26 protein-coding genes are annotated in these 22,274 nt (G+C 63.5%); 3 read left to right on the top strand and 23 right to left on the bottom strand.

All coding sequences use genetic code 11. The features are described 5' to 3' along the window. Nucleotides 1–23 precede the first annotated feature (23 nt). The 13 genes from AAFO92_RS04140 to AAFO92_RS04080 form a co-directional block, all read right to left on the bottom strand. A complete protein-coding gene (locus AAFO92_RS04140; RefSeq protein ID WP_347533398.1) occupies nucleotides 24–440 on the bottom strand; it encodes an MAPEG family protein in 417 nt (138 codons plus the stop codon). 3 nt (nucleotides 441–443) lie between these two features. Then, nucleotides 444–1,739, bottom strand: coding sequence for an NADH-quinone oxidoreductase subunit NuoF (gene nuoF / locus AAFO92_RS04135; RefSeq protein ID WP_347533397.1), 1,296 nt, complete (start codon nucleotides 1,737–1,739; stop codon nucleotides 444–446). A 6-nt stretch (nucleotides 1,740–1,745) separates the two neighbouring features. Continuing rightward, a complete protein-coding gene (locus AAFO92_RS04130) occupies nucleotides 1,746–1,964 on the bottom strand; it encodes a DUF5337 domain-containing protein (RefSeq protein ID WP_347533396.1) in 219 nt (72 codons plus the stop codon). Nucleotides 1,965–1,977: 13 nt separating this feature from the next. Further along, nucleotides 1,978–3,171: an NADH-quinone oxidoreductase subunit E gene (locus AAFO92_RS04125; RefSeq protein ID WP_347533395.1), complete on the bottom strand. Its 1,194-nt coding sequence runs from the start codon at nucleotides 3,169–3,171 to the stop codon at nucleotides 1,978–1,980. Next, a complete protein-coding gene (locus AAFO92_RS04120; protein WP_347533394.1) occupies nucleotides 3,171–3,458 on the bottom strand; it encodes a hypothetical protein in 288 nt (95 codons plus the stop codon). The genes AAFO92_RS04125 and AAFO92_RS04120 overlap by 1 nt, the downstream gene beginning before the upstream one ends. A 32-nt stretch (nucleotides 3,459–3,490) precedes the next feature. Further along, nucleotides 3,491–3,853 carry a hypothetical protein gene (locus AAFO92_RS04115; protein ID WP_347533393.1) on the bottom strand — a complete coding sequence of 121 codons (363 nt, stop codon included), beginning with the start codon at nucleotides 3,851–3,853 and terminating at the stop codon, nucleotides 3,491–3,493. Continuing rightward, complete coding sequence (locus tag AAFO92_RS04110; RefSeq protein WP_347533852.1) at nucleotides 3,853–5,082, bottom strand: NADH-quinone oxidoreductase subunit D; 1,230 nt, start codon at nucleotides 5,080–5,082, stop codon at nucleotides 3,853–3,855. Before AAFO92_RS04110 ends, AAFO92_RS04115 begins: the two co-directional genes overlap by 1 nt. Beyond that, nucleotides 5,082–5,441 (bottom strand): hypothetical protein, encoded by a 360-nt coding sequence (locus AAFO92_RS04105; RefSeq protein WP_347533392.1) that lies wholly within the window; start codon nucleotides 5,439–5,441, stop codon nucleotides 5,082–5,084. The genes AAFO92_RS04110 and AAFO92_RS04105 overlap by 1 nt, the downstream gene beginning before the upstream one ends. After that, nucleotides 5,438–6,049, bottom strand: a complete 612-nt coding sequence (locus AAFO92_RS04100; RefSeq protein WP_347533391.1) for an NADH-quinone oxidoreductase subunit C — start codon at nucleotides 6,047–6,049, stop codon at nucleotides 5,438–5,440. The genes AAFO92_RS04105 and AAFO92_RS04100 overlap by 4 nt, the downstream gene beginning before the upstream one ends. A 23-nt stretch (nucleotides 6,050–6,072) precedes the next feature. Next, nucleotides 6,073–6,606, bottom strand: a complete 534-nt coding sequence (locus AAFO92_RS04095) for an NADH-quinone oxidoreductase subunit B family protein (RefSeq protein ID WP_347533390.1) — start codon at nucleotides 6,604–6,606, stop codon at nucleotides 6,073–6,075. Then, the gene (locus AAFO92_RS04090; RefSeq protein WP_347533389.1) at nucleotides 6,597–6,962 is read right to left on the bottom strand and encodes an NADH-quinone oxidoreductase subunit A; all 366 of its coding nucleotides are present in this window, start codon (nucleotides 6,960–6,962) and stop codon (nucleotides 6,597–6,599) included. Before AAFO92_RS04090 ends, AAFO92_RS04095 begins: the two co-directional genes overlap by 10 nt. Nucleotides 6,963–7,121: 159 nt before the next feature. Beyond that, nucleotides 7,122–8,171, bottom strand: coding sequence for a cobalamin-independent methionine synthase II family protein (locus AAFO92_RS04085; RefSeq protein WP_347533388.1), 1,050 nt, complete (start codon nucleotides 8,169–8,171; stop codon nucleotides 7,122–7,124). 79 nt (nucleotides 8,172–8,250) lie between these two features. Further along, complete coding sequence (locus tag AAFO92_RS04080; protein ID WP_347533387.1) at nucleotides 8,251–9,201, bottom strand: AraC family transcriptional regulator; 951 nt, start codon at nucleotides 9,199–9,201, stop codon at nucleotides 8,251–8,253. Nucleotides 9,202–9,340: 139 nt separating this feature from the next. Here AAFO92_RS04080 and AAFO92_RS04075 point away from each other — a divergent pair, with 139 nt between their 5' ends. Further along, nucleotides 9,341–9,859, top strand: a complete 519-nt coding sequence (locus tag AAFO92_RS04075) for a DUF4142 domain-containing protein (protein WP_347533386.1) — start codon at nucleotides 9,341–9,343, stop codon at nucleotides 9,857–9,859. After that, nucleotides 9,856–10,194: a copper-binding protein gene (locus AAFO92_RS04070; RefSeq protein ID WP_347533385.1), complete on the top strand. Its 339-nt coding sequence runs from the start codon at nucleotides 9,856–9,858 to the stop codon at nucleotides 10,192–10,194. The genes AAFO92_RS04075 and AAFO92_RS04070 overlap by 4 nt, the downstream gene beginning before the upstream one ends. 21 nt (nucleotides 10,195–10,215) lie before the next feature. Here AAFO92_RS04070 and AAFO92_RS04065 read toward each other — a convergent pair whose 3' ends face one another. From AAFO92_RS04065 to AAFO92_RS04035, 7 genes are all read right to left on the bottom strand, one after another. Further along, the gene (locus AAFO92_RS04065) at nucleotides 10,216–11,469 is read right to left on the bottom strand and encodes a hypothetical protein (RefSeq protein WP_347533384.1); all 1,254 of its coding nucleotides are present in this window, start codon (nucleotides 11,467–11,469) and stop codon (nucleotides 10,216–10,218) included. An 86-nt stretch (nucleotides 11,470–11,555) separates the two neighbouring features. Continuing rightward, a complete protein-coding gene (locus AAFO92_RS04060) occupies nucleotides 11,556–12,344 on the bottom strand; it encodes a crotonase/enoyl-CoA hydratase family protein (protein WP_347533383.1) in 789 nt (262 codons plus the stop codon). Nucleotides 12,345–12,356: 12 nt separating this feature from the next. Then, complete coding sequence (locus AAFO92_RS04055) at nucleotides 12,357–13,211, bottom strand: hydroxymethylglutaryl-CoA lyase (RefSeq protein ID WP_347533382.1); 855 nt, start codon at nucleotides 13,209–13,211, stop codon at nucleotides 12,357–12,359. A 1-nt stretch (nucleotide 13,212) separates the two neighbouring features. Next, the gene (locus AAFO92_RS04050) at nucleotides 13,213–13,872 is read right to left on the bottom strand and encodes a glutathione S-transferase (RefSeq protein WP_347533381.1); all 660 of its coding nucleotides are present in this window, start codon (nucleotides 13,870–13,872) and stop codon (nucleotides 13,213–13,215) included. Continuing rightward, nucleotides 13,869–14,537, bottom strand: a complete 669-nt coding sequence (locus AAFO92_RS04045) for a glutathione S-transferase family protein (protein ID WP_347533380.1) — start codon at nucleotides 14,535–14,537, stop codon at nucleotides 13,869–13,871. Before AAFO92_RS04045 ends, AAFO92_RS04050 begins: the two co-directional genes overlap by 4 nt. Beyond that, nucleotides 14,537–16,483, bottom strand: coding sequence for an acetyl/propionyl/methylcrotonyl-CoA carboxylase subunit alpha (locus tag AAFO92_RS04040; protein ID WP_347533379.1), 1,947 nt, complete (start codon nucleotides 16,481–16,483; stop codon nucleotides 14,537–14,539). Before AAFO92_RS04040 ends, AAFO92_RS04045 begins: the two co-directional genes overlap by 1 nt. A 122-nt stretch (nucleotides 16,484–16,605) precedes the next feature. Further along, nucleotides 16,606–18,210 (bottom strand): carboxyl transferase domain-containing protein, encoded by a 1,605-nt coding sequence (locus AAFO92_RS04035; RefSeq protein WP_347533378.1) that lies wholly within the window; start codon nucleotides 18,208–18,210, stop codon nucleotides 16,606–16,608. Between the two features lie 140 nt (nucleotides 18,211–18,350). Between AAFO92_RS04035 and AAFO92_RS04030 the strand changes: the two genes are divergently transcribed. Beyond that, nucleotides 18,351–18,968: an OmpW family outer membrane protein gene (locus AAFO92_RS04030; protein WP_347533377.1), complete on the top strand. Its 618-nt coding sequence runs from the start codon at nucleotides 18,351–18,353 to the stop codon at nucleotides 18,966–18,968. Between the two features lie 65 nt (nucleotides 18,969–19,033). Here the strand turns inward: AAFO92_RS04030 and AAFO92_RS04025 are convergent, their stop codons facing one another. The 3 genes from AAFO92_RS04025 to AAFO92_RS04015 are packed head-to-tail and all read right to left on the bottom strand — an operon-like array spanning nucleotide 19,034 to nucleotide 22,245. After that, nucleotides 19,034–20,590, bottom strand: coding sequence for an AMP-binding protein (locus tag AAFO92_RS04025; protein WP_347533376.1), 1,557 nt, complete (start codon nucleotides 20,588–20,590; stop codon nucleotides 19,034–19,036). After that, nucleotides 20,591–21,085 carry a lysozyme inhibitor LprI family protein gene (locus AAFO92_RS04020; protein ID WP_347533375.1) on the bottom strand — a complete coding sequence of 165 codons (495 nt, stop codon included), beginning with the start codon at nucleotides 21,083–21,085 and terminating at the stop codon, nucleotides 20,591–20,593. Then, complete coding sequence (locus AAFO92_RS04015) at nucleotides 21,082–22,245, bottom strand: isovaleryl-CoA dehydrogenase (RefSeq protein WP_347533374.1); 1,164 nt, start codon at nucleotides 22,243–22,245, stop codon at nucleotides 21,082–21,084. The genes AAFO92_RS04020 and AAFO92_RS04015 overlap by 4 nt, the downstream gene beginning before the upstream one ends. Nucleotides 22,246–22,274: the final 29 nt, after the last annotated feature.

Raw genomic sequence — 22,274 nt, 5'->3', positions numbered from 1 at the left:
GATATGTGTTCATCGTACTCATCCTAGAAAACCGCCACGATGGCCATGATCGCCAACAGCAGACAAGCCAGCCAGCCGGCGACATAGATAAACGATCGTGCGCCCATATGCGGCTTGCCGATACCGTTGATATGCACCACCGCCAAGACGATGCGGCTGAGGAAAAACACCGACGCCAGCAGGTTGACCCAGAACGGGCTGGCCCCGGCCAGGATGGCCGCCAGGGTGCAGGCCACGAAAAACCCCATCGTCTCGGCCAGATTGCAGTAGGCGCGGTGCCAGCGATAGACCGAACTGGTGTAGTCAGGTTCGGGCTGACAGCCCGGAGAAAGCCCGACCCTTGACTTGCGCAAGGCCGACAGCGGGCTGATCAGCAGCCCGAAGACCGCCGTTCCCGCCATCGCGACAATCGCATGTCCATATGCTGCGAACTGCTCCATTCCCTACTCCGCCGCCACGGCGCTGACCGCGCCGGTGCGTTTTGCCTTGATCCGGTCCTCGATCTCGTCCCGGAAGTTGCGGATCAGGCCCTGGATCGGCCAGGCCGCCGCGTCGCCAAGCGCGCAGATCGTGTGGCCCTCGACCTGTTTGGTCACGTCCAGCAGCATGTCGATTTCCTCGGGTTCCGCATCGCCCGTCACAAGCCGGTCCATCACCCGCATCATCCAGCCCGTGCCTTCGCGACAGGGCGTGCACTGACCGCAGCTTTCGTGCTTGTAGAATTTCGAAAGCCGCCAGATCGCCTTGATGATGTCGGTGGAGTTGTCCATCACGATCACCGCCGCCGTGCCCAGGCCCGAGCGTTGCTCACGCAGGTAGTCGAAATCCATGATCGCCTCGCGCATGTGCTCGCCGCGAATGCAGGGCACGGAGGATCCGCCGGGAATGACCGCCTTGAGGTTGTCCCAGCCGCCGCGAATGCCGCCGCAATGCTTGTCGATCAGCTCCTCGAAAGTGATCGACATCGCCTCTTCGACGACACACGGGTTGTTCACATGGCCGGACACCGCGAAAAGCTTGGTGCCGGCGTTGTTCGCCCGGCCAAACCCGGCAAACCAGTCCGGGCCGCGCCGCAGGATCGTGGGCACCACGGCGATGGATTCGACGTTGTTCACCGTGGTCGGGCAGCCATAGAGGCCCGCCCCCGCCGGGAAGGGCGGCTTCATCCGGGGCATCCCCTTCTTGCCCTCAAGGCTTTCCAGAAGTGCTGTTTCCTCGCCGCAGATATAGGCCCCGGCACCGTGGGCGAGGTAGAGGTCGAAATCGAACCCCGACTTGCAGGCGTTCCGGCCGATCAGCCCGGCCTCGTAGGCCTCGTCGATCGCGGCCTGCAGCGCCTCGCGCTCGCGGATATATTCGCCGCGGATATAGATATAGCAGGCATGGGCGTTCATCGCGAAACTGGCGATCAGGCAGCCTTCGATCAGCGTGTGCGGATCGTGGCGCATGATTTCGCGGTCCTTGCAGGTGCCCGGTTCGGATTCATCGGCATTGACCACCAGATAGGCCGGGCGGCCATCGCTTTCCTTGGGCATGAAGGACCATTTCAGCCCGGTCGGGAAGCCGGCACCGCCGCGCCCGCGCAACCCGCTGGCCTTCATCTGCTCGACGATCCAGTCGCGCCCGTTCTGCAGGATTTTCGCCGTGCCATCCCAATGGCCGCGCGCCTGCGCACCCTTGAGCGTGCGGTCGTGCATCCCGTAGAGATTGGTAAAGATACGGTCCTGGTCTTTCAGCATCCGTGACTACCCCTGGTTATCCTGACGCGCACGCCAGATTTGAAAGATCATCCACAGGGCCCAGATGAACCCTGCCCCGGCGATCATGGTCAGCAGCGCCCGGATCCGGTTGCTCCATCCCATCTGCGCACCGATCAACTCGGACAAAATCCAGAAGACCGCCGTTCCGGCGATGACAAGCGCCACCCGGCGCCCCTTTCTGCTTTCGTCCTCTTGTGCGCTCATCACCCATCATCCGTCAGTACACGTCGCCATCTTCGACGCGTTTCGAAAATTCGGTTTCGCCGCCCGCCGCCAGGATCCCGGCCTGTTCGACCCAGTTGTCACGGCTGACGCGCCCCTTGAACCCCTTGAGGTTCTGATCGACCCAGGCAACCTCGTCCCCCGTCCAGTTCGCGATCTGGTCGAAGTGATAGAAGCCAAGCGAATTCAGAAGCTTTTCAAGCTTTGGCCCGACGCCCTTGATCTGCTTCAGATCATCGGCACCGCCGTCGCGCGGCGCGCTCAGCGCCTCGGGCTTCGTGCCCGGCCCGGCATCCGCCGCTGCCGCCGTTACCGCGCCACTCTCGTCCGAGGTCTTGTCCGCCGCTTTCGGCTTGGCCTTCGACTTGGCCTCGTTCCCCTCGGTCGCTTCCGGCTCGGGGATATGATGTTCTTTGGCCGCGATTTCCTGCGGGGTTTCGTTGATGTCGACGCTGGGCGCCTCTGGCCGATGGTTGGCGCCATGTTCGCGCCAGGGCGTCAGCAGCGGCACCTCGGAGCCATCGATGCGCTTGACCGTCTCGCCAAGATCCGTCGCCAACTGGACGCTGGCGTTATACTTGGTGTGGCCGCTGTCGAAATCCTTCAGGCTGGTCAGCCCGCTCAGCGGTTCGGCGGCATAGCGGCCGTTCTGCGGGCCCGGCGTGGGCACCTTGCCGGCGGCCAACTCGTCGATGATCTCGGCCAGCCGTGCCGCGGTCAGATCCTCGTAGTAATCCTTGCCGATCTGCGCCATCGGTGCGTTCGCACAGGCACCGAGGCATTCGACCTCTTCCCAGCTGAACTTGCCATCGGCGCTCAGCATATGCGGCTTGTCGGCGATCTTTTCGCGGCAGACCGCAACCAGGTCCTCGGCCCCGCAGATCATGCAGGACGTGGTGCCGCAAACCTGGATATTCGCCACGGAACCAACCGGTTGCAGCTGGAACATGAAGTAGAAGCTGGCCACCTCGAGCGCGCGGATATAGGCCATGCCCAGCATATCCGCCACCGCTTCGATGGCCGGCCTGGTCAGCCAGCCCTCCTGCTCCTGTGCGCGCCACAACAGCGGGATGATGGCGCTGGCCTGGCGCCCCTCGGGATATTTGGTGATCTGCGCTTCGGCCCAGGCCCGGTTGGCCGGGGTGAAGGCAAAGCTGTCAGGCTGCTCGTGATGAAGACGGCGTAGCATTATCCGGCACAGGCTCCTGTGGTCAGTTTCACACCACCGTCAGCCAGGTTGACGGCACGGTCGGCGGCGAGTTCGTATTTGGTGATGGCAAGCGTCTGCTCGCGGGTCAGGCCGGCCTGCAATTCGACCGGCAGATAATCCGATTCGTGCTTGAGGACGCAGCCGATACTGGCCACGGCGGCCTCGTATTCAGCGATCTTCTCTCGGCTCACCCCGTCCGGCGGCAGGGCACAACCAGCCGGCACGAGGCCGGCGACGATCAGGCAAAGGGTACGGTTCAGCGTCATTCACAACATCCAATCGCATATTCTGTCAATTCTCAGGCCTCCTGCTGCAGCGCAAGCAGGGCCACACCCACCACGATCAGCGCGGCAAAGCCCGCCGCCGCGTGTTTGGCAACCGGGTGCTTGCCCCGGGCATAGATCCAGGCATCGGCAAACCCCATGAAGGCGAAAGTGGCAAAGAGCACGGCAATCACCTTGAGATCGCCATAGAGCGTCGCCCCAAGCGCCAGAATCGTGAAGGCGACATAGCGGTCCGCCATGACCTGGGGCAGTTTCTCGGGCAGATGCGATGTCTGCGTCATGCCCGCCACCGGATCACGCAGGAACAAGAGCGCCAGCGCCCCCGTCACCAGGATCCCGATGCCCGAAAGGGTTATGGCAACCGCGTGAAGCGTCATTACCGGTCGATCTCCCCGAACACCACGTCCATCGTGCCGATGATCGCGGCCACATCGGCCAGCTGATGGCCACCGGCCACGTGATCCATCGCCTGCAGGTGCAGGTATCCCGGCGCGCGGATCTTGGCCTTGTAGGGCCGGTTGGTACCGTCCGCCACGAGATAGACGCCAAATTCACCCTTGGGCGCCTCGACCGCGGCATAGACCTCGCCTTCGGGCACGCGGAAGCCCTCGGTATAAAGCTTGAAATGGTGGATCAGCGCCTCCATCGAGGTCTTCATGTCGGTGCGCGTCGGCGGGGTCAGCTTGCCCCGCGCCAGCACGTCGCCCTGCCCCTCGGGCTCGCGCAGCTTGGCGATCGCCTGATGGATGATGCTGAGCGATTGGCGCATTTCCTCCATGCGGCAAAGGTAGCGGTCATAGCAATCGCCGTTCTTGCCGACGGGGATCTGGAATTCGAACTCGTCATAGCATTCATAGGGCTGGGCGCGGCGCAGATCCCAGGCCATGCCCGAGCCGCGCACCATCACGCCCGAAAAGCCCCAATCCAGCGCGTCCTGTTCGCTGACCACACCGATATCGGCATTGCGCTGCTTGAAGATGCGGTTTTCAGTCAGCAGCCCGTCGATATCGTCGATCACCTTGGGGAATTCATTGGCCCAGGTCTCGATATCGTCGATCAGCTCGGGCGGCAGGTCCTGATGCACCCCGCCGGGGCGGAAATAGGCGGCATGGAGCCGCGCCCCGCAGGCGCGCTCGTAGAACACCATCAGCTTTTCGCGTTCCTCGAAGCCCCAGAGCGGCGGTGTCAGCGCGCCCACGTCCATCGCCTGCGTCGTCACGTTCAGCAGGTGGTTCAGGATGCGGCCGATTTCCGAATAAAGCACCCGGATCAGGCTGCCCCGGCGCGGCACAACCGTGCCGGTCAGCTTCTCGATGGCCAGGCACCAGGCATGTTCCTGGTTCATCGGCGCCACGTAATCCAGCCGGTCGAAATAGGGCAGGTTCTGCAGGTAGGTGCGGCTTTCCATCAGCTTTTCGGTGCCGCGGTGCAAAAGGCCGATATGCGGGTCGCACCGCTCGACGATCTCACCGTCCAGTTCCAGCACCAGCCGCAGCACGCCATGCGCCGCCGGGTGCTGAGGCCCGAAATTGATGTTGAAATTGCGGATCTGCTGCTCGCCGGTCTGGGCGTCTTCATAGCCGCGTGCGCTGGTGGAGCCGTCCATCATTGAGCAGCCTCCCTTGTCTTACTGGATTTGCGGTGTCTCTTGTTTTGAATTGCTTTTTTCGCAACCTGTCCAACAAACGCCCAGATCATTGCGGAAATAGTTTTAAAGGCAGTGTTCAATGTCGCACTAACTATCAGCCACGTTCCCAAATTGGGATTAGCAGAGTTCGTTGTCGAAACATCTGGGAGCGCGAGCCGGGCAGAGGCATAAATCAAAACGCCACTGAGTAGAAAGACACCGCCTGCAAGCAAAATTCCTTTGTAGCTGGCGACAAGCCAACCGAGAACCAGCCCAGAAATAACGACCTCCGGCCACAGGAACTGCTGAACAAACATATCTAGCAAAGGGGCGTTCACTGTTTTGCCTCCTCCTGCTTTTCATCACCGGGCAGGATGTATTCAGCCCCCTCCCAGGGAGACATGAAATCGAACTGGCGGTATTCCTGAACAAGCGAGACCGGCTCGTAGACGACGCGTTTCTGCACCTCGTCATAGCGCACCTCGGTATAGCCGGTGGTCGGGAAGTCCTTGCGCAGCGGAAAACCGCGAAAGCCGTAATCGGTCAGGATACGGCGCAGGTCCGGGTGGCCCGAGAACAGGATGCCGTACATGTCAAAGACTTCGCGCTCGAACCAGTTGGCCGAGGGATGCACCTCGACAATCGACGGCACCATATCCTCCTCGCGGATCGCCACACGCAGGCGGATACGCTGGTTCTGGTACATCGAGAGGAAGTGATAAACCACATCGAACCGCTTGGCCCGTTCCGGGTAATCGACAGCGGTGATGTCCACGAGGGTCGAGAACTTGCAGGTCTGGTCGACCTTCAGGAACTCCACCAGCCCGACGATATTGCTGAGCGCCACATCGACGGTCAGCTCGTCATGGGCCACTTCCCAGGACAACACGCAATCGGTGCGTTTCATCTCGATATGGGTGCCAAGCTCGTTCAGCGCTTCAGTCATTTGTCCGTCCTTTCACGCCCGGGTCAGCGAACGATCGTCCCGGTGCGGCGGATTTTGCGTTGCAGGGCCATGATGCCGTAAACCAGCGCCTCGGCGGTGGGCGGGCAGCCGGGCACGTAGATGTCCACGGGCACCACGCGGTCACAGCCGCGCACCACGGAATAGCTGTAGTGGTAATAGCCGCCGCCGTTGGCGCAGGAGCCCATCGAGATCACGTAACGCGGTTCGGGCATCTGGTCATAGACCTTGCGCAGCGCGGGCGCCATCTTGTTGGTCAGCGTGCCCGCCACGATCATCACGTCGGACTGGCGCGGGCTGGCGCGCGGGGCAAACCCGAAGCGTTCCACGTCATAGCGCGGCATCGCGGTGTGCATCATCTCGACCGCGCAGCAGGCCAGGCCAAAGGTCATCCAGTGCAAAGATCCGGTGCGCGCCCAGTTGATGATGTCCTCGGACGTGGTCAGCAGGAAACCCTTGTCCTGCAGGTCGCGGTTCAGCTCCTGCGTGGCATAGTCGCGGTCGCCGCCCGCGGTATTGGCACCGGTTGCTAATCCCATTCCATCGCTCCCTTGCGCCATTCATAGGCAAACCCGGCGGTCAGCACACCCAGGAACACCATCATCGACCAGAAACCCACCATGCTGATATCCTTGAAGGCCACGGCCCAGGGAAACAGCATCGCGATCTCCAGATCGAAGATGATGAACAGGATGCAGACCAGGTAGAACCGCACGTCGAATTTCATCCGCGCGTCGTCGAACGCGTTGAAACCGCATTCATAGGCACTTACCTTTTCCGGGTCGGGGTTGCGGACGGCGATCACGACAGCGGCAAGGATCAGGACGAGTCCAAGACCGATGGCGATGGCCAGAAACACGAGAATGGGAAGGTATTCCCTCAGCATCTCTTCCACGTGGTGGCTCCTTTCATGCGCTTGAATCGGCGCGCATTCAGATGGCTGTAATCACTCCATTCGGGTTTACCCCTGCCCCTTGGTGGGGTCAACCTGACCGCGTCATTTTAACACCGCCGCGTCACAAGCGATTGCGGCAGATAGGTCGCCGGCAAACGCTCAGACGGATTTGGCCGCCGCGCACATGTTTTTAAGCTTTTTCATCGCCAGGTCGCGCCCCAGAAAGCCCAACCCGCAATCCGGCGCAGCAATCAGGCGATCGGCCGGGAGGTGCTGCAGCACCTCGATCATCCGCCCGCGAATTTCCTCGACCGGCTCCACCCGGCTGGAGGCGACGGTCACGAATCCCACGATCAGGCTTGATTTCTCGAACCGGGGAAAGAGATGCGCGGGGTTGTGCCGGTGTGCGTCCTCGATCGAGATCTGGTCGGCAAGGCCGTCCACCGCGTCGGCAATCTGCAGGTAAGCGCCCGGATCGGCCTTGGGATAATCGTCCTGATCCAGGTAGGACGGATAGCCGCAGCACATATGGACGACGCGGTTCACCCCCGCGGGCACCCCGTGAAAGCAGCGCTCCAGCGTCTCGGTCCCATAGGCCAGCGCGGCGTCGGGTTTGCGGGCAAAGATCGGCTCGTCTACCTGGATGTTGCAGCACCCGGCCCCGGCCAGCGCGCGAATCTGCCCGTTGAGCGCATCCGCCAGGTCACGGGCCAGCTTCGGCGCGTCGTGGTAAAACGCATCCGCCGTGGTGTCGGAAATCGTCATCGGGCCCGGTACGGTAATTTTCACCGGCCGGCCGGCGGCCTTTTCCGCCACCTGCCAGTCGCGCACCAGGGTTGAATTGTCGGTGGCGCGGATCGGTCCGCGGATCGTCGGCAGTTCGGATTTGTAGGCGCCGTTGCGCTGAACCGTCTCGGTCAGGTTCTCAAAGTCGAAGCCTTCGAAATGGCGGCACTGGTAATGCACGTAATTCTCGCGCCGCTGCTCGCCATCGGTGGGCAGGTCGATGCCGCATTCGATCTGGTCGGCGACCGCCTCGGCGGTGGCCCGGTCCAGCAGTGCCTCAATGTCCTTCTCGCTGTATTCGGTCCATTTGCGCAATACCTTGTCACCATAGTCCACATCATCGCACCGGACCTGGAACCAGTCCGATATCGGCACGTAACCGGGCTTGGGATAAGCCCCGATGCAGGTTGTGGGCAACGGCATGGCAGCGTCCTGTTGATCGGGTCCGAACTGGTGCGATGCTAGCCAGGCGATCCAGGCGTGGCAAGGAAACAGGCAGATGTCAGGCGGCGGCCACCTGCGCCCGGTACCGCGCCGGCGGCAGACCCTTTTCCTTCTTGAAGACCCGCGAAAACCCCGATTCCGAGCTGTATCCGACCTGTGCCGCGACATCGGCGATCGACCGGCCAGAATCGCGCAGTGCCCGGCAGGCCAGCTGCATCCGCCAATAGGTCACATATTGCAGCGGCGGCATCCCGATCCTGTCGGCAAATCGCACGGCAAACCCGGTGCGCGACATTCCTGCCTCGCGCGCCAGCATCTCCAATGTCCAGCCATGCGACGGGTTGGAATGGATCATCGTCAGCGCCCGCGCCAGCTGCGGATCGGAAAAACCCGACAGGCCGGCATCCTCGGCCTCGGTGCTGGACAGAAAGGCGCGGATGGCCTGGGCAAAGATCGCCTCGGAAAGTTTCAGCGCGATCAGGTCACCGCCCATCGCCCGACCGCCGGTTTCGGCGCCGATCATCCGCAGCGTGGCCTCCATCCACTGCCCGGCCTGGGCGCCGTAATCCCGGATATGCACGAATGGCGGAAGACGGTCGAAGATCGGGTGTTCCTGGCCGTCCGCGATTGAAAAATGCCCGCAGATCAACTGCGTCTCCCGATCCTCCACATTGTCATCCCCGGGATAGACCAGAACGCCCTCGCCCCGGTATCCCGCGCGTTCCAGAACCGTCTCAAGCGGCAGCGCATCCGGTTCCGTTTCCGGCTGACAATAAAGCGCATGACCTGCCCCGCCGGGCACGATCACCAGATCACCCTGCGCCAGCCGCACCGGCTCGCCGCCCTGCTCGTGCCGGATCAGACACTCGCCCCGGTGGGCGTAGTGAAACCGCGCCACATTCGAATAGCTGGGCACCCGAACACCCCAGGGCGGCCGGAACGAAGCGCGGAAATACAACGTCCCCTTCATGGAGAGCTGCATCAGGATATCGCTGAGAAGGTCACTCATGAGCGTAGTTTTGCAGATCGTTTGCCGCGCGTCCATCCATCTGAACGATCGGTCACGAATTCTGAACGTGGCGGCATTCTAAATTCAGACGCAGCGGCGTTGATTGGGGTCATCCGATACTGAACCAAAGGAGAGATAGATGAGACCCCTTATGACCGCCATCCTGGCTGCCGCCCTTGCCACCCCGGCGCTGGCAGGCGACCCGGCCAAGCTCAGCGATACGGAAATGGCCCACGTGGCCTATGTCGCCGACAATATCGACATTCGTTATGCGCATCTGGCGCTGGCCCTCAGCACGACGCCGGAAATCCAGGAATTTGCCCGGACCATGATCCGCGACCACGAGGCGGTGAACGAGGCGGCGCTGGCGCTGCTCGACAAGCTGGGCGCCGAGGCACAGGACAATTTCCTGTCACAGAAGCTGGCAGCCAATGCCGAAGGTATCGTGGATCGCCTGTCGCAACTGCGCGGGGCCGAATTCGACCGCGCCTATGCGGAAAACGAGCTGGGGTATCACCAGGCCGTCAACAACCTTGTCGAAAGCACTTTCATCCCCAATATCGACCACCCCGAAGTCAGGGCGCTGTTCGAACAGGGGCTGGAGATATTCAAGGTGCATGAAGGCCATGCCGAAATGATGGTCAAAGCGGTTCAATGACATTGAACCGCCGCAGCGTGATGGCCGGCGGGCTGGGGTTGTTGATCGCCCCGGCCCTTGGCACCCCGAGCCGCGCACAGGGTGTGGCGCACGAGGTTGCCATCCGCGATTTTGTGTTTGACCCCGGTCACCTGCGTGTCGCGGTCGGGGATCGCATCCGCTTTACCAATCACGACCTGGTACCGCACACCGCGACGGCGCAGGATGGCAGCTGGGATACCGGTACCCTGGAACAGGACCAAAGCGCCGAGTTGCTGGTCACGCCCGAGTGGACGGGCAGCTATTTCTGCGCCTATCACCCGTCGATGATCGCCGATCTCGAAATCACCGGTTAGTGCCCGCCATCGCCGCGGCGATCAGAAGGTCAGTTCCGCACCAAGAATGAACGTATGTGATTCAACGCTGCGGTCGCCCGTGACCGTGGGCAGGATCAGCGGCACGAAACCGTTATTGTACATGTATTCGGCGCCAAGCTTCAGGTGCGGGACCGGCTCGACCTCTAGCCCCAGGATGACCTGCTCCATCCTTTCCCATTCGGTGCCGCCTGCCCCCTGCACGCCACGGCTGGCGCTCAGCGAATAGACCGCCGGACGACCGAACAGGCTGGATCTGTAGCGCCCCTGCAGCGTGGTCGCCGTGACCTTGTGGCCGGTGGCCGGCCAGATGTCATCGGTGGTTGTAAACTCGGCCATCACGTCGAAATTCGATCCGCTGAAGGTGGTGTTGAAGTTATAGGCCCCGTTCCACGACCGGAAAGTGCCCTGCCCCGGCGGGTGGTGTGCAATGGCGCTGTCATAGATCGTGCCGCGCAGATAACCGCCGCCCACGGTCAGGCTGTTGCCGCCCTGCAGATCGAACCGGTGCGATCCGTTCAGCGCGAAATTCGACAGGCCGCCATTGTTTTCGGGGCTGCTGATCACGCGCAACCCGCGATGTTCAGGGATCAGCGACAGCGCCAGGTGGGTCCGATCGGTGACATAGCCCAGCTCGATCACCGGATCATCGGACTGGGCCCAGAAATAATGGCTGCTATGGCTGTGGGTGAACGGCGCATAGGACGCGAAATTGCCGAAATTCACCGTCTTGCGCCCAACCGCCGCGTAGACCGGGAACCGATCCAGATCACCGACCGCCACCCAGTATTTGCGCAGCTGCAGGGATTCCTGGCCGGGATATTCGACCTCGGTATATTCGCCCTGTGCAAAGGCGGTGACCCAGGGCAGTGTGATCGTCGTGTTCAGCGATGCCTCGTTCACCACGCCATAGGAATCCGACTTGCCCGAGGTATGGGTGGGCGGCAGCCGCGACAGGATCGGGAACTTGCCCGCCGTGTTGGTCTCTTCGAAGATGTAGGTCAGGACAAGACGCCCGCCCAGATAGAAGCTCAGCGGTTCCAGAGCACCGGATTGCCGGGCCCGCAATGCCACGGCGACCTTGTCGGTGACGTGGTCCTGACGGTCGAACATCTGTTCCGAATATCGCAGGTCGGTCTTCACCACCCCGTCCAGATCATAGGCGCCGGTACGGCCATCCGGCCCGGCGGCGGCGGGCTGGGAAACGCCCAGAACGAATGCGATGAGGAGAAAAGAAGGTATCAGGCGCTGCAACATCACGACTCCGTGAGTAATCGTTACTATTGCGTGACTGGTAATCTGCCCTTGCTCTGACTGTCAACCGATTTTGAGTTAAATAACAGTTAATTACCGGAGGCCCATGCCGGCGCGCGCTTGTCGAAGAAAGCACCGATGCCCTCGGGTGCCTCATCGCCGGCCCAACAGGCGCTGAGTTCGTCGATGGTATGGGCGATCACCTCCTGATCTATGCGCGGTCCCAAAGAGCGCAGCAGCGCCTTGGCGCGGGCCACCGCCCCGGGCGCACAGGCCAGGTAGGGCGCCACTTCGGCCTCGACCGCGGCATCCAGATCATCCAAGGGTACGGCGCGGGCCAGAATGTTCAGCTCGACGCCCTCCGCGGCACCGAAAAGACGCGCCGACATGAAGACGCGCCGCGCCTTGGCCTCGCCCATCCGGGCGCAGACATAGGGGCCTATCGTGGCGGGGATCAGGCCCAGCTTGGTCTCGGTCAGACCCAGCTTGACATGATCGGCCCCGATCACGACGTCGCAGATGCTGGCCATGCCGATGCCACCGCCAAAGGCATTGCCATGCACCCGGCCGATCAGGGGCTTTGGCAGCGTGTTCAGCGCGTTCAGCATCATCGCCAGTTTCCGGGCCTCGGTGGCACGCAACTCGGGCGTGGCATCGAACTGCGCGCGCATCCAACCCAGGTCACCGCCCGCGCAAAACGATTTGCCCCGGCCCGCCAGCACCACCACCCGCACCGCATCATCCGCGGCCAGCTGCGCCGCGGCGGCGGTCAGATCGGCGATCATCTGCGCCGACAGGGCATTGTGCTTTTCAGGCCGGTTGAGCCACAGTGTCGCAACCCCGCGTTCGTCCTGTTCGATCTCAAGCGTTTCAAACATCTTCGTGTCCTTTCATCCCTGCCGCATGGCGCGCGCCATGTCCGCGGCCTGTCCCAGAACCCGGGCATCCAGCCCGGTATCGTACCCCAGGGCGGTCAGTCGGTCATGCACCGCCTCGGTTGCCACGTTGCCCGCCGCGCCGGGCGCGTAGGGACACCCGCCAAGCCCGCCCACCGCCGCGTCGAACACCCTGATACCCTGCGCCAGCGAGACTTCGATATTGGCCAGTGCGCGGCCCGCGGTGTCATGGTAGTGGCCGGCCAGCTGCGCCACCGGTATGGCATCCTTGACCGCCGCCAGCATCGCGTCGATCCGTTCCGGCGTTCCCTGCCCGATCGTGTCGCCCAGCGAAACCTCGTAGCACCCCATGGCAAAGAGCTCGCCCGCCACGCGCGCCACCTGCCCCGGATCCGTCGGCCCGTCATAGGGGCAATCGCTGACGCAGGAGACATAGCCCCTGACCGGGATGCCCGCCGTCTGCGCGGCCTCGGCCACCGGCCTGAACCGCTCCAGGCTCTCGGCGATGGTCGCGTTGATATTGGCCCTGGAAAATCCTTCCGATGCGGATCCGAATATGGCCACTTCATCCGCCCTCGCCGCCAGCGCGCCCTCGAATCCGCGCATGTTCGGCGTCAGCGCCGCATAGCGAATGCCCGCCGCCCGCGCGATCCCGGCCAGCACCTCGGCGGAATCCGCCATCTGCGGCACCCATTTCGGGCTGACGAAGCTTGCCACCTCGATCCGGCGAACCCCGGCGCGGCTCAGGCAATCGACCAGCTCGATTTTCTCGGCCGTCGGTATCTGGCGCTTTTCGTTCTGCAGCCCGTCACGCGGACCAACCTCGAATATCTCGACCTGTTCGGCCATCTCAACGCTCCGGAAGGGGAAGGAAATCCCGGGGGTATATGTCCTGCTCGCCCTCCCGGGCGCGCGCGGTCTTGTAGGCCTCTCGCGCCTCCAGCCGGGCGCGATAGGCTTCCAGCCCGGGGAAACGCGACAGGTCCACATAGTAGGGTGCGGCGAAGAGGTTGAACCCCATCATCGCATCCGCCGCTGAAAATCCCGATGGCAACAGGTAATCCTGATCGCCAAGCAGGGTTTCCATCGCGCCAAGCGTGGACCTGAGGCGCGCGGTAATCAGTTTCAGCACGACGGGCGAGGCCTGCGACGGGTCGCGCAGAAACAGGTGCTGCATGTTCAGGTTCTCGATCAGGCTGGCCATCGTCTCGGCGAACCCGATGATTTCCAAAAAGCGGGCGCGATCCGGCGCACCGGGTGCCGGCGCCAGGCCCGCCTGCGGATGCCTTTCGCACAGGATCTGCAGGATCGCCGCGCTCTCGAAGATTACTTCACCATCTATTTCCAGCGCGGGCACCCGGCCGGCGGGCGACTTGGCCAAGTAGGCAGGATCGCGCAGGCTGCCGTCGCGGATGGAATAGCGGATCAGCTCACAATCCAGACCAAGTTCCTCCAGCAGCCACAGCACCCGGAACGAGCGCGAAAACGGTACGTGATGCAGTCGGATCATGCCGCGCCTCCCCTGGTTTCAAGCTCGGGGCGCGTAAGGGCCGCCGCGCGCCGTCGCCCGGCCGCATAGACCCACCCGCTGAGCGCATCGCGTTGCGCCAACAGCTCCCGCCCCTCGGGCAGCATCGCAAAATAGTCCAGCATCGGAAAGAGGTGACAACAGGCCAGGCTGGCGCTCTCGGGGCGCAGGACCAGCCCCTCGGCGGCGATTTCCTCCAGCGCGTCCAGAACCCGCGGCGCGGCCTCCAGCCCGTCCTGCATGCGGGCCATATCCGCGGCCTCGCCGACAAGGGGCCGATAGACGCCGTGCGAAAACGCCTGCCGCACCAGTGGCCAGTAGACGTAATTGTCGACCATCGAAATCACCTGCCGCATCCGGGCCGCCGCCTGTGGATCGCCGGGCACAAGCGCGGGGCCATCGAAGGCCGCGTTGATGTAATCCAGAATGGCCGCGGTCTCGTAAAGGCGAAACCCGCGATGCTCCAGCACCGGCACCCGCCCGAAAGGATGCGCCTGCAGCAATGTCAGCGCATCCGCCGGATCGAACGGGTTGCACTCGGCATAGTCGCAGGTAACGCCCTTCTCGGCCAGCGCCATCCGCGCCGACCTTGTATAGACGCTCAGCGCGTAGCCCGTCAGAACAACCCCGGCGCCGGCAGCAGGCATCACGATTCCCCGGCCTCGTCTTCCAGCCGGACCAGCGCGGCGCCCGCCGTCACCTGAGCACCCTCTGAAACCAGCACTTCGGCCACCACGCCGTCACGCGCGGCCAGCAGGCTGTGTTCCATCTTCATCGCCTCCAGCACCGCCAGCCGGTCGCCTTTCGACACGGCCTGGCCGGCCTTGGCGTGAACGGACTTGACCAGGCCCGGCATCGGCGCCTCGATCACGGCGGCATCGCCCGTGGCGGTACTGTCGCGCTCCAGCGGGTCGATGATGTCAAAGCTCATCCCGTATTGAGAGAACACCGTCACCACGCCATCGGCGGCCGCCACGTCCGGGGCAACCTGACCGTCCAGTTGCCAGCGCCCGCCAATCCGGCGCGCGGCGACAACCGTGTCGCCAATCACCACGTCATGGGCATCCCGCGACAGCGTTCTGATCCGCAACTCATGGGTGTCATCACCACGCCGCAGCCCCTGGACCCGGCCCACCGGCGACCAGAGCGCAAAGCCCGATTCTTCGCCGGCCAGATCCATCACCCCCGAGGCCGCCATTCCGGCCAGCGCAAGCTCGCGCGGTCCCGGCTCCGGCGCAACCACCAGCATGTCGATGTCGCGGGCGATAAGGCCGGTATCCACATCCCCCGCTGCAAAGCCCTTATGCGCGGCCAGCGCCCCCAGAAAGCCCAGATTGGTCACCGTGCCGGCCACCTGGCATTCGGCCAGCGCGGTGGACAGGCGGCGCAGCGCCACCGCGCGGGTCGGCCCGTGGGTGGTCAGCTTGGCGATCATCGGGTCGTAGAAAGGGCTGATCTCATCACCCGCGCGCACCCCGCTATCGGCGCGCGCATCGGCGGGGAACCGCAAATGCGACAGCGTGCCGGTTGCGGGCAGGAAACCCTTGGGCACATCCTCGGCATAAAGCCGCGCCTCGAAGGAATGCCCGTTGATCGACAGATCCTCCTGCCGCGCGGGCAGCCCCTCGCCGCTGGCCACGCGCAGTTGCCATTCCACCAGGTCGACCCCGGTGATCGCCTCGGTCACCGGATGCTCCACCTGAAGGCGCGTGTTCATCTCCATGAACCAGAACCCGTCCGTGCGCAGCCCGCTTGAGCCATCGACGATGAATTCCACCGTGCCCGCACCCGCGTATCCGATCGCCTCTGCCGCGCGCACGCCGGCCTGTCCCATGGCCGCGCGCATCTGGTCGGTCATGCCCGGCGCCGGGGCTTCCTCGATCACCTTCTGATGGCGGCGCTGCAGGGAACAGTCGCGCTCGAACAGATGCACGGCTTTGGAGCCGTCGCCAAAGACCTGCACCTCGATATGGCGCGGTTTTTCGACGAATTTCTCGATCAGCACCGCATCGTTGCCAAAGGCCTTGGCGGCCTCGCTGCGGGCACTTTCCAGGGCGTCAGAGAAATCCTTGGGCTGCTCGACAAGGCGCATCCCCTTGCCACCGCCGCCGGCCACCGCCTTGATCAGGACCGGATAGCCGATCTTGTCAGCCTCGGCCGCCAGATGCGCGCTATCCTGGTTGTCACCGTGATAGCCGGGCACCACCGGCACACCGGCCTCTTCCATCAGTTTCTTGGCGGCATCCTTCAACCCCATCGCCCGGATGGCGCTGGCCGACGGGCCGATAAAGACCAGCCCGGCCTTTTCGACCGCCTCGACGAAATCCGGGTTCTCGGACAGGAACCCATAGCCCGGATGGATCGCCTGCGCGCCGGTATCCAGCGCCGCCTGGATGATCACGTCGCCCTTCAGATAGCTCTCTGCCGGGGCGGATCCGCCGATATGCACCGCCTCATCAGCCTGCGCCACATGCCTGGCCGCGCGGTCCGCATCGGAAAACACCGCAACCGAGCGCACCCCCATCTTGCGCGCCGTTTCCATCACCCGGCAGGCAATCTCGCCCCGGTTGGCAATCAGGATCTTGTCAAACATCTCGACCTCTTTTCCTCAACACCGCATCAAGCCGGTATTCTATTGCGCCGACCTGTCCAAGACTCCCTGCCCGTGCAGGGCGGCGGGTGGGTGGGTGGGGCCGTCCTGCACGGGCAGCCTGGTTACATGCGGAATACGCCAAAGCGTGTCTCCTCGATCGGCGCGCAAAGCGCGGCACTCAACGACAGCGCCAGCACGTCGCGCGACTTGCGCGGGTCCACGATACCGTCATCCCAGAGCCGCGCGCTGGCATAGAGTGGGTGCGATTGCGTCTCGAACATCTCGATCGTGGGGCGCTTGAACTCGGCCTCCTCCTCGGCGGACCATGTCCCGCCCTTGCGCTCGATCGCGTCGCGACGAACCGTGGCCAGCACACCTGCCGCCTGCTCCCCACCCATGACCGAGATACGTGAATTGGGCCATGTCCACATGAAGCGCGGCTGATAGGCACGGCCCGACATGCCGTAGTTCCCCGCCCCGAAAGACCCGCCCACGACCATCGTGATCTTGGGGACGTTCGTGGTCGCCACCGCCGTCACCATCTTGGCCCCGTGCCGGGCGATGCCCTCGTTTTCATATTTCCGTCCGACCATGAAACCGGTGATGTTCTGCAGAAACAGCAGCGGGATGTTGCGCTGGCTGCACAGCTCGACGAAATGCGCGCCCTTCTGCGCCGCCTCGGAAAACAGCACGCCATTATTGGCGATGATCCCCACCGGGCAGCCCTTGAGATGCGCGAAGCCGCAGACCAGCGTTTCTCCGAACCGGGCCTTGAACTCGTCAAAGCGCGACCCGTCCACCAGCCGTGCGATCACCTCGCGGATGTCATATGGCGTGCGCAGATCCGTGGGCACGACGCCCAGCAGCTCGTCGGGGTCATAGGCAGGTTCCTCGGGCGTGGCCCAGTTCACCGTCTGCGGTTTCGTGCGGTTCAGACTGGCCACCGCCCGCCGTGCCAGCGCCAGCGCATGGGCATCATCTTCGGCCAGGTAATCGGCCACGCCGGAAAGCCGCGTATGCACGTCCCCGCCGCCCAGATCCTCGGCGGTGACCTCCTCGCCCGTCGCGGCCTTGACCAGCGGCGGCCCGGCCAGAAAGATCGTGCCCTGATCCTTGACGATGATCGTCACGTCGGACATGGCCGGTACATAGGCCCCACCCGCGGTGCACGAGCCCATCACCACGGCGATCTGCGGGATGCCCTTGGCGCTCATCCGCGCCTGGTTGTAGAAAATCCGCCCGAAATGATCACGGTCGGGAAACACCTCGTCCTGGTTGGGCAGGTTCGCGCCGCCGCTGTCGACCAGATAGATGCAGGGCAGATGGCATTCCTCGGCGATCTCCTGCGCGCGCAGGTGCTTCTTGACCGTCATCGGGTAATATGTGCCGCCTTTCACGGTGGCGTCATTGCAGACGATCATGCACTCGACCCCCTGCACACGGCCGATCCCGGCAACGACCCCGGCACAGGGTGCTGCGTCGTCATACATGCCATGCGCCGCCGTCGCGCCCACCTCCAGGAAGGCCGAGCCGGGATCGAGCAGCCCCGCCACCCGGTTGCGCGGCAGCATCTTGCCGCGGCTCAGATGCCGCTCGCGCGCGGTCTCACCGCCGCCAGTGGCCGCCCATCGGGCCGCCTCCTCGATGACGGAAAGCGCCTCCAGATGACCCTTCCGGTTGGATTGGAACGCCTCGGATGACGGGATCGCCTGCGAAATGAGTTTCATGTTTCCTCGCACGATGTGGACGGCACGTTGCTGCGATGCAGAATCCTACCGCCAATTGAAAACCTGTTCTTTTTGACCTGCATCAAAGCATGTTGCTGCGACGCGGCGTAATCGCGGGTCATTCGATAAGGAATGGAAAGATGACCAACAAACTCACAACTCTGACCCTCGCCGCCCTTCTCGGCACCGCTGCCGTTCCGGCAATGGCCCAGTCCAAGGGCGACTTTACCCTTGGTTTCGGCGTCCACTCGGTCACCCCCGACAGCAGCGACAGCGTGACGGCCGTGGGCCGCATCGACGTCGATGCGAATATCCGCCCGACGCTGACGGCGGAATATTTCCTGGCCGACAATCTGGGTGTCGAATTGCTGGTGGCATGGCCGTTCGAACATGACATCAACCTTGTCGGCACCGGCGAGGTCGCCAAGACCAAGCACCTGCCGCCGACATTGTCCCTGCAATACCATTTTGCGAACCGGTCCAGCTTCACGCCCTTCGTCGGCGCCGGTGTAAACTACACCTATTTCTTTGACGACCGCGGCGTTGGTCCGCTGGCGGGAACGGCGGTTGACCTGGACAATTCCTGGGGCTTTGCCCTGCATGCCGGGCTGGATTATGCGATCAGCGAACGCGGGTCTCTGCGTGTCGACATGCGCTATATCGACATCGAGACCGACGTGAAGATCGGCGGCGCGCCCGTGGGCAAGGTCAAGATCGACCCCTGGGTCTTTGGCGTGGCCTACGTGCACAAGTTCTAGCCTCAGTTTGATTGGAGCGGGCTTTGTGCTTGCCCGCTCCGTCACGCCGGCGAAGGACGGATACATCATGGCTGCCTCTCCGCTTCGCGCGCGGCACGCGCCTTCAGCTCACGCCGGATCACCTTGCCGGTCACGGTCATCGGCAAGGCGTCCAGAAACCCGATCTCACGGGGATAGGAGTATTTTGCCAACCGGTCCTTGACGAAAGCCTGCAGCTCTTCCGCGAGGGCATCCGAGGCGGTAGCTCCGGGTTTCGGCACCACGTAGGCTTTGACGATCTCGGTCCTGAGCGCATCGGGTTTGCCGACCACGCCCACCGTCGCCACCGCCGGGTGCTGGAGCAGGCAATCCTCTACCTCCGCCGGGCCGATGCGATAGCCCGCAGAGGTGATCACGTCATCCTCACGCCCGACAAAGCGCAGATATTCGCCGTCCCAGACGCCGCGGTCCCCGGTCAGCATCCAGTCACCTCTGAACTTTTCCGCCGTCTGCTCGGGCCGGTTCCAGTATTCCAGCATCATCGAGGCCGAGCCGCGCCTGACCGCCACATCGCCCTCGTCCCTGGTCGGCTTCCCTTCGGCATCCAGCACCGCCACGTCATGGCCGGGCACCGTGCGCCCGATGCAGCCCGGTTTCGGTTCGAACAACTGCTGGCAGGAACAGGCCACCAGATTGCATTCGGTCTGGCCGTAGAATTCGTTGATCGTCAGCCCGAAGGCGTCACGCCCCCAGTCCAACATCTCGGCGCCCAACGGCTCGCCCCCGCTAGCCACCGTGCGCAGCCCGCCGATCCGCGCATCCGCCGCCTTGAGCATCCTCAGCGCGGTCGGCGGAAAGAAGATATTGCGCACCCCGGCTTCGCTGATGATCCGCTGACATTCCTCGACATTAAATTTTGCCATCCGCGCGGCCACCACCGGCACCCCCAGCGCCAGCCCCGGCATCAGGATGTTAAAGAGCCCGCCGATCCAGGCCCAGTCCGCCGGGGTCCACAGGCAATCGCCCGCCTGCCCCAGGAAATCATGCGGCAGTTCGGCGCCCGGCAGGTGCCCGGTCAGCACCCGATGTCCGTGCAGCGCCCCCTTGGCCGAACCTGTCGTGCCGCTGGTGTAGATCAGCACGCCGGGTGTCTCCGGCCCGGTCTCGGCGGTTTCGAACGGCGCGTCGCTCAGCTCCAGTTCCTCGGGCAAGATCGGCGTTTGACCATCCAGCATCCGCGCGCCCTCGGGATCGGTGATGACGAATTCGGCGCCCGCATCATTGACCCGACTCAGGAGCGCCTCGCGCATGAAAAGCTTGAAGAGCGGGATCGAAATCGCGCCCAGCTTCCAGACCGCAATATGCGCCGCCGCTGTCCACACGCCCTGCGAGCGCAGCACGCCCACCCGGTCGCCGGGCTTTACGCCCCGCGCCACGAGATCATGCGCTAGGCTATCCGCGAGCTTGCGCAACTCGCCATAGGTCACATCGCGCCGCCCATCCGTCAGATCAATGATCGCCACCCGGCCCGGATCGCGCGCCGCCCAGTCATCGCAGACCTGCGCCGCCATGTTCAGCCGCGCGGGCAGGTTCCAGCGGAAGCCGTCGCACAACGCGTCATATGTCGCGGCGCGTTCCAGCATTCAGCGTCCCAACCCCGAATTTTCCAGATAAAGTGTCTGTTCGCCGGTTTCGTTCATTAAACAGGCCGTGATCGCCGGGCCGCCGCCGGTACCGCCGCCCCATTGCGAATACTCAAAGCCGCACTTGCCATCGCGGAACGGGATCCAAGCCCGCTGCATTTCGCGCAAGGCGTCGGCCTGACTGGAAACCGTTGCACCCAGTTCGGCCATCTCGGCATCAACCGCTTTCGCCTGCGCCATTCTTGATTGATAGGCGGCGTTAAGGCGATTGTCCCAATATTGCCTCTCGGCATCGAGGCAGCCCGCCATGCCAACCGTCGTATGCCCGCCCGGTGTCGCGCTCATGCAGGCCTGCGCCGACAGCCCAAAGCAAAGGCGCTGCTGTTCAGGGGCCGATGAGGCAAGACAACTTTCAGTCTGCGCGGGCGAAAACACCAGATCCTGTGCCGAAGCACTGCCCGCCAGGAACACGAGGGCAAGGGTCAGCAGCTTCATGACATCGCCGCCATCAATTCGCGGCCTACCAGCATCCGGCGAATCTCGGACGTGCCGGCGCCGATTTCCATCAGCTTGGCATCGCGGAAGATGCGCGCGACGGGCGCGTCGTTCAGGAAGCCCGCGCCGCCCATCGCCTGCACCGCCTGATGCGCCTGCACCATCGCTTGCTCGGAGGCATAGAGGCAACAAGCCGCGGCGTCCTGCCGGGTGACATCGCCCCGGTCACAGGCCTTGGCAACCTCGTACACATAGGACCGGGCCGAGTTCATTGCGGTATACATGTCGGCGATCTTGCCCTGCATCAGCTGGAAATTCCCGATCGGCTGACCGAACTGCTTGCGCTCGGCCATATACGGCATGACCTCGTCCAGACAGGCGGCCATAATCCCAAGGCCAATCCCCGCCAGCACCACGCGTTCATAGTCCAGCCCCGACATCAGCACGCGCACGCCCTTGCCTTCCTCGCCCAATACATTCTCGAACGGCACTTCCACGTCTTCGAAAATCAGCTCGGCGGTGTTCGATCCGCGCATCCCCAGCTTGTCGAAATGCGGGCTGGTCGAGAAACCTGTCATGGATTTCTCGATGATGAAGGCGGTGATGCCCTTCGATCCGGCCTCGGGGTCGGTCTTGGCGTAGACCACCAGCGTCGTCGCATCCGGGGCGTTGGTAATCCAGTACTTGTTGCCGTTCAGGCGATAGTGATCGTTGCGCTTTTCGGCCCGCAGCTTCATGCTGACCACATCGCTGCCCGCGCCCGCCTCGGACATGGCCAGCGCGCCCACATGTTCGCCCGAGATCAGTTTGGGCAGGTATTTGTGCCGCTGCTCATCGGTCCCGTTCAGCTTGATCTGGTTGACGCAAAGGTTGGAATGCGCGCCATAGCTGAGCGAGACACTGGCCGAGGCGCGCGCGACCTCTTCGACCGCGACCACATGCGCCAGGTAAGACATGCCCGCACCGCCGAATTCTTCCGGAACGGTGATGCCCAGCAGGCCCAGCTCGCCCATCTCGGTCCAGAGCGCGTTCGGGAAACTGTTCGAGGCATCGACCTCCGCCGCCAGCGGCTTGACCCGCTCCTGTGCCCAGCGATGCACCATCTCGCGCAGCGCGTTCACGTCCTCACCCAGATCGAATTGCATCACGGCATTGAACATCTTGTCCCATCTCCGGCGCTTATTGAACA

The sequence above is a fragment of the Roseovarius sp. CAU 1744 genome, from assembly GCF_039839345.1.
In the GTDB taxonomy this organism is placed as follows: Bacteria; Pseudomonadota; Alphaproteobacteria; order Rhodobacterales; family Rhodobacteraceae; genus Roseovarius.
Note: the sequence above shows the minus strand (reverse complement) of the source record. Positions and strands in the feature narration are given on the sequence as shown.